The organism is Nocardiopsis sp. CC223A, assembly GCF_030766825.1.
GTDB lineage: Bacteria > Actinomycetota > Actinomycetes > Streptosporangiales > Streptosporangiaceae > Nocardiopsis.
In genome coordinates this window covers 20,090-34,929 of record NZ_JASFDV010000073.1, presented here as the reverse complement: position 1 = coordinate 34,929, position 14,840 = coordinate 20,090, and the positions used below count along the sequence as shown (strand labels likewise).

The 14,840-nt window shown below is 71.2% G+C and carries 10 protein-coding genes; 7 read left to right on the top strand and 3 right to left on the bottom strand.

Annotated features, from left to right (window positions below; genetic code table 11):
- The first annotated feature begins 1,219 nt into the window (after positions 1-1,219).
- Complete coding sequence (locus tag QJS33_RS24160; RefSeq protein WP_306370356.1) at positions 1,220-2,290, top strand: inositol-3-phosphate synthase; 1,071 nt, start codon at positions 1,220-1,222, stop codon at positions 2,288-2,290.
- Between the two features lie 65 nt (positions 2,291-2,355).
- Complete coding sequence (locus QJS33_RS24155; protein WP_306370355.1) at positions 2,356-3,642, top strand: MFS transporter; 1,287 nt, start codon at positions 2,356-2,358, stop codon at positions 3,640-3,642.
- Here the strand turns inward: QJS33_RS24155 and QJS33_RS24150 are convergent.
- Positions 3,639-4,193 (bottom strand): GNAT family N-acetyltransferase, encoded by a 555-nt coding sequence (locus tag QJS33_RS24150; protein ID WP_306370354.1) that lies wholly within the window; start codon positions 4,191-4,193, stop codon positions 3,639-3,641. The genes QJS33_RS24155 and QJS33_RS24150 overlap by 4 nt on opposite strands.
- 10 nt (positions 4,194-4,203) lie before the next feature.
- Complete coding sequence (locus tag QJS33_RS24145; protein WP_306370353.1) at positions 4,204-4,695, bottom strand: Lrp/AsnC family transcriptional regulator; 492 nt, start codon at positions 4,693-4,695, stop codon at positions 4,204-4,206.
- A 93-nt stretch (positions 4,696-4,788) separates the two neighbouring features.
- Between QJS33_RS24145 and QJS33_RS24140 the strand changes: the two genes are divergently transcribed.
- Together QJS33_RS24140 and QJS33_RS24135 are read left to right on the top strand one after the other, a co-directional pair.
- Positions 4,789-5,238 carry a rhodanese-like domain-containing protein gene (locus QJS33_RS24140; protein ID WP_306370352.1) on the top strand — a complete coding sequence of 150 codons (450 nt, stop codon included), beginning with the start codon at positions 4,789-4,791 and terminating at the stop codon, positions 5,236-5,238.
- Positions 5,239-5,622: 384 nt separating this feature from the next.
- Positions 5,623-6,348 (top strand): bifunctional 2-polyprenyl-6-hydroxyphenol methylase/3-demethylubiquinol 3-O-methyltransferase UbiG, encoded by a 726-nt coding sequence (locus tag QJS33_RS24135; protein WP_306370351.1) that lies wholly within the window; start codon positions 5,623-5,625, stop codon positions 6,346-6,348.
- A gap of 13 nt (positions 6,349-6,361) precedes the next feature.
- Here the strand turns inward: QJS33_RS24135 and QJS33_RS24130 are convergent, their stop codons facing one another.
- On the bottom strand, positions 6,362-7,846 hold the full coding sequence (locus tag QJS33_RS24130; RefSeq protein ID WP_306370350.1) for a CCA tRNA nucleotidyltransferase: 1,485 nt from the start codon (positions 7,844-7,846) through the stop codon (positions 6,362-6,364).
- A 339-nt stretch (positions 7,847-8,185) separates the two neighbouring features.
- Between QJS33_RS24130 and QJS33_RS24125 the strand changes: the two genes are divergently transcribed.
- The 3 genes from QJS33_RS24125 to murJ (QJS33_RS24115) all read left to right on the top strand — a co-directional run bounded on the left by QJS33_RS24125 (position 8,186) and on the right by murJ (QJS33_RS24115) (position 14,612).
- Positions 8,186-10,657, top strand: a complete 2,472-nt coding sequence (locus QJS33_RS24125; protein ID WP_372339709.1) for a DUF6049 family protein — start codon at positions 8,186-8,188, stop codon at positions 10,655-10,657.
- Between the two features lie 167 nt (positions 10,658-10,824).
- The gene (gene murJ / locus QJS33_RS24120; protein ID WP_306370349.1) at positions 10,825-12,663 is read left to right on the top strand and encodes a murein biosynthesis integral membrane protein MurJ; all 1,839 of its coding nucleotides are present in this window, start codon (positions 10,825-10,827) and stop codon (positions 12,661-12,663) included.
- Positions 12,664-12,821: 158 nt separating this feature from the next.
- Positions 12,822-14,612, top strand: coding sequence for a murein biosynthesis integral membrane protein MurJ (murJ, locus tag QJS33_RS24115; RefSeq protein ID WP_306370357.1), 1,791 nt, complete (start codon positions 12,822-12,824; stop codon positions 14,610-14,612).
- The last annotated feature ends 228 nt before the right edge of the window (positions 14,613-14,840 follow it).

The window sequence follows — 14,840 nt, the reverse complement described above, 5'->3', positions numbered from 1 at the left end:
GGCACGCATGTCATCGGCCGGGGGGCGGCGCCGGGGGCGCGCCTCCTCCCCCCAGAAACCGTTCTCAGCTTCCGGGGATCGGCGCCCTGCGGCACGTTGGTCCCTCGGCGGCGGGCCATCGGCCCGGCGCCTACCGCCGTTGCCGCCGGCGCCGTTCGCCGGGCCGTCGGCCCGGCGACGGCCGCCGTCGGCATCCCGTCGTCGTTCGGTACTCACGTGGTCCTCGATTGCCTTTCACGGCCGGTCGGCCTGACGATTCCTTGGTGGAACGGGGGGACGGTCCCCCTGGGGGATCGGTGATCCGCGACCTGGTCTCCACTGCCCGCTATGACCGGCACCGCCCGGAGACACTGCCCGGGCCCGCTCTGTGCTCAGCCTGTGCTTCAAGGCTTGATAAAAGGACGCTCCGCTGGGGGCGGAGGTTTTCAACAGGTCGCGAAGACGTTGGCCGCTGCATCCTCCTGGTCGTTGGCTCAAGCCGTGCCCGGCGGATCATTCCAGCTCGCGGCCCTTCGAGCAGCCTCCGCTGTGCGACGCCGCCGAGCATGTGAGGCGGCGCACAGCAGGAGTTAGGGCGCTCCCGCCGGTCGGCGCGAGCGCCGAGCCGCACGAAAGCATCCACGAGCACGCACCGAGAGCTCCCACCCCTCCGCCGGCGCCCGATGCGGACGCCCGTCCCGGAGTCGGTAGGGGGCTCTCCCGGCTTTCACGCGCAAATCACAGGTCACGTTAAAGCGATGGGACGGTATAGCACAACCCACGCGCGAGGGTACCCCGTGCAACAGAACACTCCGTCACCGGCGGCGGTCCGTCCTCCGTCGTGACTGCTCACCGTGTGGAAACCGAACAGCGGTGTGCCCGCACCCCGGGACGGCCGGGGGCGACGGCGCAGGCAGGGCGGATGTGTGACTTTACGCGCGCGGCGCACCGAGGGGACCGATGACACGGAGGGTCACGGGTGACTCCGGAACGATGGTGTCACCGTAGGTGACATGCGGTTCTCCAAGTGACCGAAGATAGAGTCATAACCGAACAAAACAGTCGGAGCCACACGTTCCACTACCCGTCCGGCGTCCGGGCGGGAACAGAAACACCGTGCGGGCCGCTGAGCACATACGGAGAACGAACGCGGGACGCCGCCACCCCACCGGCCACGGGAACGGGGGTGCCGTCGTGCGCCGTGGCATCCATGTTCGCGAGCAAGAAGGAGCAAGGACCAATGGGTTCGGTACGTGTAGCCGTCGTGGGCGTCGGCAATTGCGCGGCGTCGCTCGTCCAGGGCGTGCACTACTACAAGGACGCCGACCCCGGCTCTCGGGTACCTGGCCTGATGCACGTCCGGTTCGGCCCTTACCACGTGCGCGACATCGAGTTCGTCGCGGCCTTCGACGTGGACGCCAAGAAGGTCGGCCACGACCTGGCCGACGCCATCGTCGCCAGCGAGAACAACACGGTCAAGATCTGCGACGTGCCGCCCACCGGCGTCACCGTCATGCGCGGCCCCACCTACGACGGCCTGGGCAAGTACTACCGCGAGACGATCCAGGAGTCCGCCGAGGACGCCGTGGACGTCGTCGCCGCCCTCAAGCACAGCAAGGCCGACGTCCTCGTCTCCTACCTCCCCGTGGGATCGGAGGAGGCCGACAAGTTCTACGCCCAGTGCGCCATCGACGCCGGCGTGGCCTTCGTCAACGCCCTCCCCGTGTTCATCGCCTCCGACCCCGAGTGGGCCGCCAAGTTCACCGAGGCCGGGGTGCCGATCATCGGTGACGACATCAAGTCGCAGGTGGGCGCCACCATCACCCACCGGGTGCTGTCCAAGCTGTTCGAGGACCGCGGCGTCATCGTCGACCGCACCTACCAGCTGAACTTCGGCGGCAACATGGACTTCAAGAACATGCTCGAACGCGAGCGCCTGGAGTCCAAGAAGGTCTCCAAGACCCAGTCGGTCACCTCCCAGATCCCGCACGAGCTCAACGCCGGCGCCGTGCACATCGGCCCGTCGGACCACGTGCCGTGGCTGGACGACCGCAAGTGGGCGTACGTGCGCCTGGAGGGCCGCGCCTTCGGCGACGTGCCGCTGAACCTGGAGTACAAGCTGGAGGTCTGGGACTCCCCCAACTCCGCCGGGATCATCATCGACGCGGTGCGCGCGGCCAAGATCGCCAAGGACCGCGGCATCGGCGGCCCGATCAACGCCCCCTCCTCCTACTTCATGAAGTCGCCGCCCGAGCAGTACAGCGACTCCGAGGCGCACGACGCGGTCGAGCGCTTCATCGCGGGCGAGTAGGCCCGCTCCGGGTCCGCTCCAGGCCCGGGGCCGGCACGGCCCCGGGCACGCCCTACTCTGGTGGTGTGTCCTTCTTCGGCGATCTGCGCACCGTCCTGCGGGGCTCCCGGTTCCGGCGGCTCTTCGGTACGCGACTGGTCTCGCAGTTCTCCGACGGGGTCTACCAGGCGGGCCTGGCCGGCTTCGTCTTCTTCAACCCCGAGCAGCACACGAGCGCGGCCGCCGTGGCGGCGGCCTTCGCGGTGCTGCTCCTGCCGTTCTCGGTGGTGGCGCCGTTCGCCGGGGTGCTCATCGACCGGTGGCCCAGACGCCAGGTCCTGCTGTTGTCCGCCCTGGTCAAGGCCGCTCTGGCGGTGATCAGCGCGGTGATCGTGGCCGGGGGCGAGAGCCCGGCCTTCTTCGTCGCGGCACTGCTGGTGCTGAGCGTCAACCGCTTCTTCCTGTCCGGGCTGTCCGCCGGCCTGCCGTACGTGGTGCCGCGCGATCAGCTCATGATGGCCAACGCCGTCACCCCCACCTGCGGGACCGTGGCCAGTTCGCTGGGCACCGGGGTCGGGCTGGGCCTGGGGGTGCTGGGCGGCACCGGATCGCTGAGCACCGGCGCGATCCTGGTGGCCGCCGCGCTGGGGTTCGCCGCCGCCGGCCTGGTCTCCCTCTCCCTGGGCCGCCGGGAGCTGGGCCCGCACCTGGAGCGGGAACCCGCGGAGGTGCGCGCCGCGGTGGGGAGCGTGGTGCGCGGGATGGTCGCCGGGGTGCGGCACATCTGGTCGCGGCCGCCCGCCCGGGACGCGCTGGGCACCATCGGGCTGCACCGCGTGCTGTTCGGGATCTCCTCGCTGATGACGCTGCTGCTGTACAACAACACGTTCACCGGCGGCGGGGTGGCGGGGCTGGCCGGGTTCTCGGTGGCCGCCGGGGTGCTGGCGATCGGGTTCTTCCTGGGCGCGGTGGCCACGCCGTGGGCGACGGACCGGATGACGCCGGGGGCGTGGATCGGGCTCCAACTGCTGGTGGCGGCGGTGGTGCTGGCGGTGTTCGCGCTGCCGTTCTCGCCCGCGCTGTTCCCGGTGGCGGCGTTCGTGCTGGGGTTCGTGTCCCAGGGCGTGAAGGTCACCGTCGACACGCAGGTACAGCGACATGTCGACGACGCCTTCCGCGGGCGCGTGTTCTCCGTGTACGACGTGCTGTTCAACGCGACGTTCGTGCTGGGCGCGGGGCTGGCCGCCGCCCTGGTGCCGCCCTCGGGCCTGGGGACCGCCGTGGTGGTCGGCATGGTCGCCGTCTACCTGGCCGCCGGGCTGGCCTGGGCGCTGCGGGAGCGCCGGACGGCCGCGCCGGAGCCCACGGTCTAGGAGGGCGCGGGCAGGCGCCCCTTGGTCGACGTGTCGACCTGTTCCTGTGTCGTCCTGTAGACGGACAGGCCGCGGGAGCGGTAGTTGGCGAGCGCGTGCTCGCCGTCCAGGGAACAGGTGTGCAGCCACACCCGGCGGGTGGGTTCGCGGCCGGGCAGCCGGTCGGCCAGGTCCCAGGCGCGGCTCAGGGTGAGCGTGAGCATGTGGCCGCCCAGCCCGCGGCCGAGGAACCCGGGCAGCAGGCCGAAGTACACGACCTCGACCGCGCCGTCGGGCTGGGCCTCCAGTTCGGTGTACCCGGCGGGGGCACCGTCGAGGTAGAGCACCCAGGTCTCCAGACCGGGCCGGTCCACCCACTCCCGCCACTGCTGCTCGGTCCAGGACAGGCGGTCGGTCCACTGCCAGTCGCCGCCGACCCGCTCGTAGAGGAAGCGGTTGAACGCGGGGCTGGGGACCCCGACCCGGACGAACCGCACGTCGCCCCCGGGTTCCCGCGCGGGGCGCAGCTCGCCGGGGTCGGTCGTCTCCAGGTACCAGGTGGTCAGGCTCATCGGGCCAGTGTCAGGCCCGGCCCTCCGATCCCGCAATGACGGGCGTCACCCCCAGAGCCTCCGTGGCCGGCCGGCCCCTGAGCGGGCTGGAGTAGACGACGTTGGTGGTGACCGACCCCATCACCGCGACGCGGGCGACGACCTCCTCCAGGTGGCGCATCGACCGGGTCACGGTCTTGAGCAGGAAGCAGTCCTCCCCGGTGATGTGGTGCGCCTCCAGGATCTCGGGGGTGGTGGCCAGCAGGTCGTGGAAGGGCTTGTAGTTGCCGTTGGGGTAGGCCAGGCGGATGAAGGCGGTCACCGCGAACCCCAGCCGCTCGGGGTCGACGACGGCACGGTAGCCGGAGATCACCCCGGCGGCCTCCAGGCGGCGCACCCGTTCGGCGACGGCGCTGGCGGACATGGACACCGTCCGGGCCAGCTCGGCGTACCCGGCCCGGCCGTCGACTTGGAGGGCGGCGAGCAGGCGCAGATCGGTCTCGTCCAGCGATACATCGGTCATGGGGGTGGTATACCGCGTGATCCACGGTGAGAACAAGGACAGGCCGTGGATCGCACCTGCCGGTGCGGGGCTCCCGAGTCTAGCCTTGTCGACATGACGACTTCACGCTTCGCCGACCCCGCCCAGGCCGTGGCCCACTTCTCCGCCCGCCTGGGCCTGTACACCGACGTGTCCGACGTACAGGCCGCGCTGGCCTCCGGCGACCCGGGCTTCACCCTCGTCGACACCCGCGCCCGCGTCGCCTGGGACCAGGGGCACGTCCCGGGGGCGGTGCACCTGCCCCGCACGGAGGTCGCGGAGCGGGCCGCGGCGCTGGTCGACCCGGCCCGGCCGGTGGTCGTGTACTGCTGGGGCCCGGGCTGCGACGGCGCCGCCAAGGGCGCGTTGGAGTTCGCCCGCCTGGGATACCGGGTCAAGGAGATGGTGGGCGGCATCGAGTACTGGATCCGCGAGGGGTTCGGGGTCGAGACCGCCACCGGCGTCGAGCGCTCCCCCGCCGACCCGCTCACCGCACCGGTGCACGCCCTCACCTGCGCCTGCTGAATCGCCCGCTCACCGCGGTGAGGAGGTGTCGCCCACGGCGAGCCCGAGCGACGCACGGGCCGGACCCGGCCCTCAAGGATGAGTCCGTCGAGGGTGGTGGGCGTACCGACCGGGATGATGCGGGCGATGGGTCCGCCGTGGTCGGTAACGGTGACGGTGCGGCCTTCACGCACCTCGGAAAGGCGGCGGCTCAGGCCGTCGCGGAGTTCCTTGGTACCGACCTGCGCGACACCCGCCCTTCATGTGGCCACTTTTCCTCATGGCGCCGTGACACGCGGAGGACTTGTCGACATGTCCCCACAGCGATTGATCTTTCCGTGACCATTGCATTACTTGCTGTAGTGTCCGGGCCAAGGATTCGTAGACACGGAGAGATGGTGTGCCATGAACGGTGCTCTGGGGATCGGCGCCCCCTCCAGCGCCTTCGGCCGGCGGGGTGTGGCCAAGCGGGTGGGGGCCGTCGCGCGGCACCTGCCCGCGCGCGGGGACAGGCTGCTCGACGTCGGCTGCGGTGACGGGACCCACACCGTCGAGCTGGCCGAGGGGTACGTGCGGGTCGACGCGATCGACCTGGAGCCGCAGCTGCTGGACGTGTTCACCGAGCGGATCGCCGGGAGCCCGCTGGAGGACCGGATCGGCATCCACAAGATGTCGGCGGACTCGCTGGCCTTCGACCCCAACACCTTCGACCGGGTCACCGCGTTCGACGCGGTCGAGCACATCGAGGACCTGGCGGGGGCGCTGGCGGAGATCCACCGCGTCCTCAAACCGGGCGGGGCGTTCTCGCTCACCACCCCCAACCGGTGGTTCCCCTTCGAGGTACACGGGGTGCTGTGGGGCGGGCGCCGCCGGTCGGCGCTGACCGCGCCGTTCCTGCCCTGGGTGCGCCCGCTGCACGAGCGGATGTCCGACGCGCGCGCGTTCACCACACAGGAGATGGGGCGGCTGCTGCGCGGCGTGGGCCTGCGGGTGCGGGCGATCGACTACCTGATGCCGTCCTTCGACCGCCGCCCGCGCCCCCTCCAGACCCTGTCGGACGGGCTGGAGGGAACGCCGCTGCGCGTGTTCGGGATGGCCATGGCGGTCACCGCCGTCAAACCCGGCCGCTGACCGGTCGGCCCTCTCAGGAGGCCAGGTGCTCGGCGGCCCAGGCGCGCAGCGCCTCGGTCGCGGCCTCCTTCTCCATCGGGCCGTTCTCCAGGCGCAGTTCCAGGAGGTAGCGGTAGGCCTTGCCGATCTCCGGCCCCGGCTTGAGGCCGAGGATCTCCTGGATCTCGTTGCCGTCCAGGTCGGGCCGGATGCGGTCCAGCTCCTCCTGCTCGGCGAGTGCGGCGATGCGCCGTTCGATGTCGTCGTAGGAGCGGGCCAGCGCCGCGGCCTTGCGCCGGTTGCGGGTGGTGCAGTCGGCACGGGTGAGGATGTGCAGCCGCTCCAGCAGCGGACCGGCGTCGCGGGCGTAGCGGCGCACCGCGGAGTCGGTCCACTCGCCCTTGCCGTACCCGTGGAAGCGCAGGTGCAGCGCGACCAGGGACGCCACGTCGGACACGACGTCCTTGGGGAAGCGCAGCGCGGTGAGGCGCTTGCGGCTCATGGACGCGCCCACCACCTCGTGGTGGTGGAAGGTCACCCGGCCGGCGCCCTCGAAGGCGCGTGTCTTGGGCTTGCCGATGTCGTGCAGCAGCGCCGCCAGGCGCAGCACCAGGTCGGGCTCGTGCCCGCGGGTGCGCTCCAGCTCGACGGCCTGGTCCAGGACGGTGAGCGAGTGCTCGTAGACGTCCTTGTGCCGGTGGTGCTCGTCGATCTCCAGCCGCAGCTTGGGCAGCTCGGGCAGCACGTAGGACGCGATGCCCAGGTCGACCATCAGCTCCAGGCCCCGGCGCGGGTCGGGGCTGAGCATCAGTTTGGTCAGCTCGTCGCGGACGCGCTCGGCGGAGACGATGGTCAGCCTCTCGGCCATGTCCCGGGCCGCCTCGGCGACCTCCGGGGCGAGCTCGAAGCCGAGCTGGGCGGCGAACCGCACCGCGCGCATGATGCGCAGCGGGTCGTCGCTGAAGGAGTCCTCCGGCTTGCCCGGGGTGCGCAGCACCTTGGCCCGCAGGTCGGCGAGGCCGCCGAAGGGGTCGATGAACTCCCCGGCGGGCAGGCGCACCGCCATGGCGTTGACGGTGAAGTCGCGGCGCAGCAGGTCGCCCTCGATGTCCGTGCCGTAGGCCACCTCGGGCTTGCGGGACTTGGGGGAGTACGACTCGCTGCGGTAGGTGGTGATCTCCAGCTGGAGGTTCTTCTTGCGCACGCCGACGGTGCCGAAGTCGATCCCGACGGTCCACACCGAGTCGGCCCACCCGTCGACCAGCTCCAGCACCCGCTGGGGCACCGCGTCGGTGGTGAGGTCGATGTCGTGGGAGGGTCTGCCGAGGAGTGCGTCGCGGACCGGGCCGCCGACCAGGGCCAGTTCCCGTCCGTGCTCGGCGAACCGCCCGCCGAGTTCGTCGGAGACGGGGCGGGCCGATTCGACCAGCGCGGCTATGGCGGACAGCTGCGCAGGGGTCGGCGCACCCGCCGCGGTCGGCACGGTGACGTTCTCACTCGAAGACTCTGTGTTCGGCACACAACGCAGGTTAGGCGGCCCCGCGGGCAAACCGCGAATCGTTTGCGGACGGTCCACGGCCTGCCGTACGGGGCGCGGAACGGCCGCAGAACACGGTGAACACGCCCGTTCGGCGGGTGTTCCCCCTGCCGCGACACGTCGCGCGGAGGTCCTCGCCAGAGCCGGGGTGTGAGGGAGACGGTATCTTCAGGTGCAGTGGTGGGACGCCATGGTCTTCTCCGCGTCCGCCCGACCCGCGAACGCCGTGCGCGCCGTGCGGGCACCCCGACCGTTCCCACCCGTTGTCGATGACCCCGGCGGAACGGCCACCTGGACCCGAATCAGGAAACCGGTCAAGCGTTGCGTCGAATCACCTCCGTGCCGGTGGTCATGGCCCTGGCCACCGCGCTGCTTCCGTTCCCGGCCATGTCCGCGCAGGCCTCGGCCCCGGCCGAGCCCGCCGACGACACCGAGCCGCTCGTCGTCGAGCGGATCACGCCGGACGCCCTCGACGAGGACGCCACCCTCCGCGTCTCGGGCGAGGTGGTCAACACCACGTCGGACAGCCTGCACGACGTCACCGTGCGCATGCGCTATTCGAGCCACCCGTTCGCCGACCGCGACGCCCTGGACGCGTTCGGCCCCGAAGGCGACTGGCAGCCCGATGCGCCCGGCCCCGACGACGAGATCACCGCGGAGCTGCCGCCCGGCACCAGCCAGACCTACACGCTGAGCGTGCCGGCGGAGGACCTGGACCTGGACTCCTACGGCGTCTACCCGCTGGTGGTCGAGGCGGTCGACGGCGACGGCACGGTGATCGGCGCCCAGTACACCTTCCTCCCCTACGTCGGCGACGGGGAGGACACCCCCTCCGTCGACATCGCCTGGGTGTGGCCGCTGATGGCCCCACCCCAGCGCGCGGACGACGACACCTTCCTCGGCGACGGACTGGCGGCGGCCGTCACCGAGAACGGCAGGCTGGGCCGGCTGCTGGCCGCGGGCGCCCAGACCCCGCTGTCCTTCGACCCGGGCGACGAGGACCTCGTCGAGCTGCTCGGCCTGGACCCCGACGTCCCGGAGTCCCCGCCCGAGGCGACCGCCGAGGAGACCGCCGACGCCGTGCCCGAGGCCACCCCCTCGGCGCAGGAGGACGCCGGGAACGGCGACGAGGAGGACGACCCGGAGGAGGGCGAGGGCGAGGAACAGGGCCCGACCCGCACCGAGGGGGTCCCCGTCACCTGGGCCGTCGACCCCGGCACCCTCGACGACATCCTGCGCCTGGCCGCCGAGGAGCACGACGTCCTCACCGACCCGCTGGCGGTGCCCGCCGAGTCCGACCCGGTACGGGAGACCGCGCAGGCGAACGTGGCCGCGCAGGTGTGGCTGCGCGAGGCCCGCGGGGCGCTGGCCCTGGACACCGTGGTGGCCACCCCCTACGCCTCCCCCGACCTGGCAGCCCTGCTCCGCAACGAGATGGACGGCGATGCCGAGGCCTCGGTCGAGATCGGCCGCGAAGCGGTGCGGCTGGCGCTGGGTCTGTCCGCCGACGAGCGCTTCGCCCTGCCCGCCGACGGTCTGATGGACGACTCCGTGCGCGGGCTGCTCGCCGAGCAGGGCGCCACCCGTTTCCTCCTCGCGGAGGAGGCGATGCCCCCCCAGAGCTGGTTGCAGACCACCCCCACCGCCCAGGCCCCGCTCGGGGACTCCGACGAGGAGGCGGTCGCCCTGGTGGCCGACGAGGGCATCACCGACGTGCTGTCCATGCCCACCGACACCCCGGGCGACACCGCCCTGGCGCTCCAGCGGTTCGCCGCCGAGACCGCGATGATCGCGGGCGAGAACGCCGGAGGCGACCGGGTCGTGATCGCCTCCCCCGACCCCGCCTGGGACCCGTCCCGCGCGTTCGCCGACGGTGTGCTGGCCGCCGGCGACGACCTGCCCTGGCTGTCCCCCGAGCGGCTGGAGGACATCGAGCCGCCCGCCGCCGACGAGCACGAGGACACCCGCGCCCCGCTCGACTACCCGGGCCGCGCCGCCGAGGCCGAGCTCGGCTCGACCTACCTCGGCCTGGTCGAGGACGTCAGCCGGGACGTGCGGATGTTCAACAGCGTCCTGGTGGAGGACTCCGACCCGTTCCGCCCCGCCCTGGTGCGCCTGGAGTCCGTGTACTGGCGCGAGGAGGAGGCTCTGGCGGGCGCCACCCGCGGGCTGGTCATGGACAAGGTCGACGAGAGCCTGTCCGCGGTGCGCATCATCCCCGGCGAGGACGTCACCCTGGCCAGCCGGACCGGGATCACCGGCATCCTCGTCGCCAACGACCTGGAGGACGAGTCCGTCTACGTGCATCTCTCGGTGTACTCCGAGAACGCCGAGCGGTTGGACATCGGCGAGTACAACACCCACTTCGAGATCGCCCCCGGCGCCAAGACGACGGTGTACGTGCCGCTGTCGGCCCGGATCAACGGGCGCACGGTGGTGCATGCGAGCCTGCACAACTCCGCCGGTGAGCCGATCAACAGCCAGGACGTGCAGCTGCCGGTGAACGCCACCGGTCTGGGCACCCAGGCGCTGCTGATCAGCGGGGTGGGCGCGCTGATCCTCATCACCGCGCTGGCCCCGCGCGCCCTGCGCAAGTGGGTGGTGCGCCGGGGCCGGGCCGCGGCGGCCGAGGAGAAGGCCGCGGACACCGGCTCCGAGGACACCGATGCGCCCGGGGGGGCCGAGGACACCGGAACCGGCGCCCCCGGAACGCCCTCCCAGAACGACGGGGCGCCCGACGACACCACGACGGCCACCGGGGACGCACCGTCCCCGCGCGGCGAAGGAGCGTGAACCCCCGCTCCCCCGTCGGCACCACGCCTCACCGACAAGGCCCCGTGTCGACACATCCGCACGTCGCCGTGTCGACGCGCCCCGCGCACGGACACGGCCCGACCCGGCCGCGGGCTCCCACCCGCGCCGGGCCCTTCCCGGTCGGACGAAAGGAAGACTGATCCACGGTGGTCACCGACTCCCCGAACGAAGGCGGAAAGCACCGCCGTCGTTCCTCTCAGCCCGAAGGCCCCCTCCCGGGTGAGAGCCCGCTGCGCCCCTCCGGCGGCCCCGTCCCCTCCTTCGAGGAGGGTGAGCTGCCCGAGCCCGCCGTCCCCGGGGCCCCCGGGGCGCCCGGGACGCCGGCGGAGCCCGCCGGTTCCGGCGGTTCCGGCGACGCCCCGGCGGGCGGCGGCATGATGCGCTCCAGCGCCATCATGGCGGTCGGCACCATGGCCTCCCGGATCACCGGCTTCGTCCGCACCATCGTGCTGGGCGCCGCCATCGGCACCCACCTGCTCGGTGACGCCTACCACACGGCCCACACGATCCCGTTCATCCTCAACGACCTGCTCATCGGCGGCCTGATGGCCAGTGTCGTCGTGCCGTTCCTGGTCAAGCGGCGCAAGCGCGACGCCGACGGCGGCAAGGCCACCGAGGACCGCCTGTTCACCACGACGTTCGTGGCACTGTTCCTGCTCACCGCCGCGGCGATCGCGGCCGCCGAGTTCCTGATCTGGCTGTACGGCTCCCGGTTCACCGACGAGCAGTTCGAGGCCTCGGTGCACCTGGCCCGCTACCTGCTGTCCCAGATCTTCTTCGTGGGGCTGAGCGGCCTGCTCACCGCCATGCTCAACACCCGCGGGTACTTCGGCGCCGGGGTGTGGGCGCCGGTGCTCAACAACCTGGTGATCATGACCGTCGCGGGCCTGTTCCTGTGGGTGGCCGGCCCCGGGCAGACGCCGGGCACCGTCACCGAGGGCCAGCTGACCCTGCTGGGCGCGGGTACCGCCGCCGGTATGGCGCTACAGGCCCTGGTGCTGTTCATCGCGCTGGCCCGGACCGGCTACCGCTGGCGCCCGCGCCTGGACCTGCGCGGTTCCGGGCTGGGCGAGGCCGTCAAGACGGCCGGCTGGATGATGATGTACACCCTGCTCACCCAGGCGGGCCTGTGGATCACCACCAACATCGCCAACGCGGCCAACGTCGCCGCCATCGAGGAGGGCCGCTCCGTCGGTGCGGGCATCACCGCCTACAACCTCGCCTACCAGCTGTTCCAGCTGCCGTACGCGATCATCGCGGTCTCCCTCATCACGGTGCTGCTGCCCCGGATGAGCGCGCACGCCGACGACCACGACTGGGACGCGGTCCGGTCGGACTTCTCCCGCACCCTGCGGATCTCCGCGTTCGTGCTCGTCCCGCTGGCGTTCGCGATCGCGCTGTTCGCCGAACCGCTGTCGATCCTGGCGTTCGCCCGCGGGTCGATCTCGGCGGCCGACGCGGCCAACATCGGCCAGATCCTGGCCGTGATGTCGCTCGGTCTGGTGCCGTTCACCGTGTTCCAGCTGATGCTGCGCGTGTTCTTCGCCATGGGGGACACCCGCACCCCGGCGCTGATCGCCATCGCCAACCTGGCCGTTCACAGTGCTCTGGCGCTGGTGTCCTACCTGCTCCTGCCGCCGGAGACGGTCGTCGTGGGCGTGGCCGCGGGCTTCATGTTCTCGTTCCTCAGCGGGCTCGTCATCGCAGGTCTGGTGCTCAGCCGACGTATCGGGGGGCTTGACGGAAAGCACATCATTGGCACATTGTTGCGCCTGCACCTGGCCGTCGTCCCGAGTGTCGCGGCCGGTTTCGGTGTGCTCTGGGCCTTCGAGACCCATGTCGGCCCGGGTCTGCTCACCTACCTCGGCGCACCCGTGGCCGGGTGCCTTCTCGGCGCGTTGTTCTTCCTCGCGGCCGCACGGCTGCTGCGGGTCCCCGAATTGAGCGCCGCGGTGGAACTGATCCGCGGTCGCCTGCGTCGTTGATGCAGCACCGATCCTTCCGGCCCTGACCTCGACCGGAAGAACGACCCCGCTCGACGAGTACAAGGACTGAGGACACGGTGTCCAGCGAAGACCCCCGCGAGCAGGATTCCGGACCAGGGCCGCACGGGCCCGTCACCGACGGGCGGCAGCGCCGCCATATGGTGATGCCCGAGGACGTCCTGGACGCCTACGAGCGCGAGGAACCGGCGACCGAGCCCGAGACCGGGCTCACAACGCGCCGCGACCCGAGCGACATCGGCGACCTGGGCACCGCCGACCGCGCCGGTATGGAGGACGGCGACGAGATCGGCGGTTCCTCCCACACCGCCCCCGGCAACCTCGCCAAGTCCAGCGCGATCATGGCGCTGGGCACCGTGTTCTCCCGCGTCACCGGGTTCGTCCGCACCATCATCCTGGCGGCGGCGATCGGCACCCAGTTGCTGGGCGACGCCTACCAGGTGGCGGGCATGGTCCCGTACATGGTCTACGACCTGCTCATCGGCGGCCTGCTGGCCAGTGTGTTCGTGCCGTTCCTGGTCAAGCGGCGCAGGCTGGACGCCGACGGCGGCGACAAGACCGAGCAGCGGCTCGTCACGCTGATGCTGTCGGCGCTGCTGGTGATCACCGCCGTCTCGATGCTGCTGTCGGAGTGGTTCATCCGCATCTACGCGGGCGAGTTCACCGGCGCGCAGTTCGAGGCGTCGGTGGTCCTGGCGCGCTATCTGGTCACCCAGATCTTCTTCATCGGCGCCAGCGGCCTGGCCAGCGCGATGCTGAACGCGCGCGGGAGGTTCGGGGCGCCGATGTGGGCGCCGGTGCTGAACAACCTGGTGATCATCGGCATCGGCCTGTGGTTCCTGAACATCGCCGGCCCCGGGCGCACCCCCGACACGGTGACCTCCGGCGAGCTGATGCTGCTGGGTCTGGGCACCGCCGCCGGGCAGGTCGTCCAGGCGCTGGTGCTGGTGTGGGCGCTGGCCGCGGCGGGCTTCCGCTGGCGGCCCCGGCTGGACCTGCGGGGCGCGGGCCTGGGCGAGGCGGCCCAGGCGGCCTCGTGGATGATGCTCTACATCGTGGTGGCCCAGCTGGGCGCCCTCGTCTCCACCAACGTCGCCTCCCGCGCCGGTACGCGCGCGGCCGAGCTGGGCTTCGAGTCGGGGTCGGGTATCGCGGCCTACAAGTTCGCGTCGATGCTCTTCCAGCTCCCGTACGCGATCATCGCGGTCTCGGTGATCACCGCCCTGCTGCCGCGGATGAGCGAGCACGTGGCGGCCGGGCGCAAGGACCAGGTGCGCAGCGACTTCTCACGCGGCTTCCGGCTGTCGTCGGTGCTGATCGTGCCGATCTCGGTGGCGATGATCGTGTTCGCGATCCCGTTCTGCGTGATGATCTACGCGCAGGGCAGTACGAGCACCGAGGACGCCGCCGCCATCGGCCGCATCCTCATGGTGTTCTGCGTGATGTTGATCCCGTTCACGCTGTTCCAGCTCCAGATGCGCGTGTTCTACGCGCTCGGCGACACCCGCACCCCGGCTCTGGTGGCCATCCCGTCGGAGGTCGCGCACGCCGTCACGGCGATCGCGCTGCTGTTCGTGGTGCCGGCCCAGCACGTGGTGGTGTGGCTCCCGGTCCCCTACGGGCTGTACTACATCGTGGGTTCGGTCATCATGTGGTACATGCTGCACAAGCGGTTGAACGGCCTGGACGGACGGCACACCGCGGCCACCCTGTTCAAGCTGCACGTGGCCACGGTTCCGGCGGCCGTGTTCGGCGTCGCGATGATCTACGTGTTCCAGGGGCTGCCGGGCGAGTTCTGGCCCGCGTTCACCGCGATGGTCCTCGGAGGTGTCGTGGGTGGCGTACTGTTCGTGATCAGCGCCAAGTTCCTCAATGTGACTGAAGTCACATCCTTCCTCGAATTGCTCAAGACCCGACTACGACGTCGCTGATCACCATGAATGGACGAGTTGGGCGGTCCCGAACCGCTACGTCCAGGAAGGTGAACGGATACCCGATGTCCTCCGAAGATGCTGTTCAGGCGTCCTAGCATGGACAGGCACCGCTTGACCGCCACCACATTGTTCATCCGAGCTGCCCGAAGGGAGGCTGGGGACAGCAGCAGAGCCCGAACCCCCTGCGCACACCCCGCGAGGCACCGGTCCGCCCAGGACCGCACC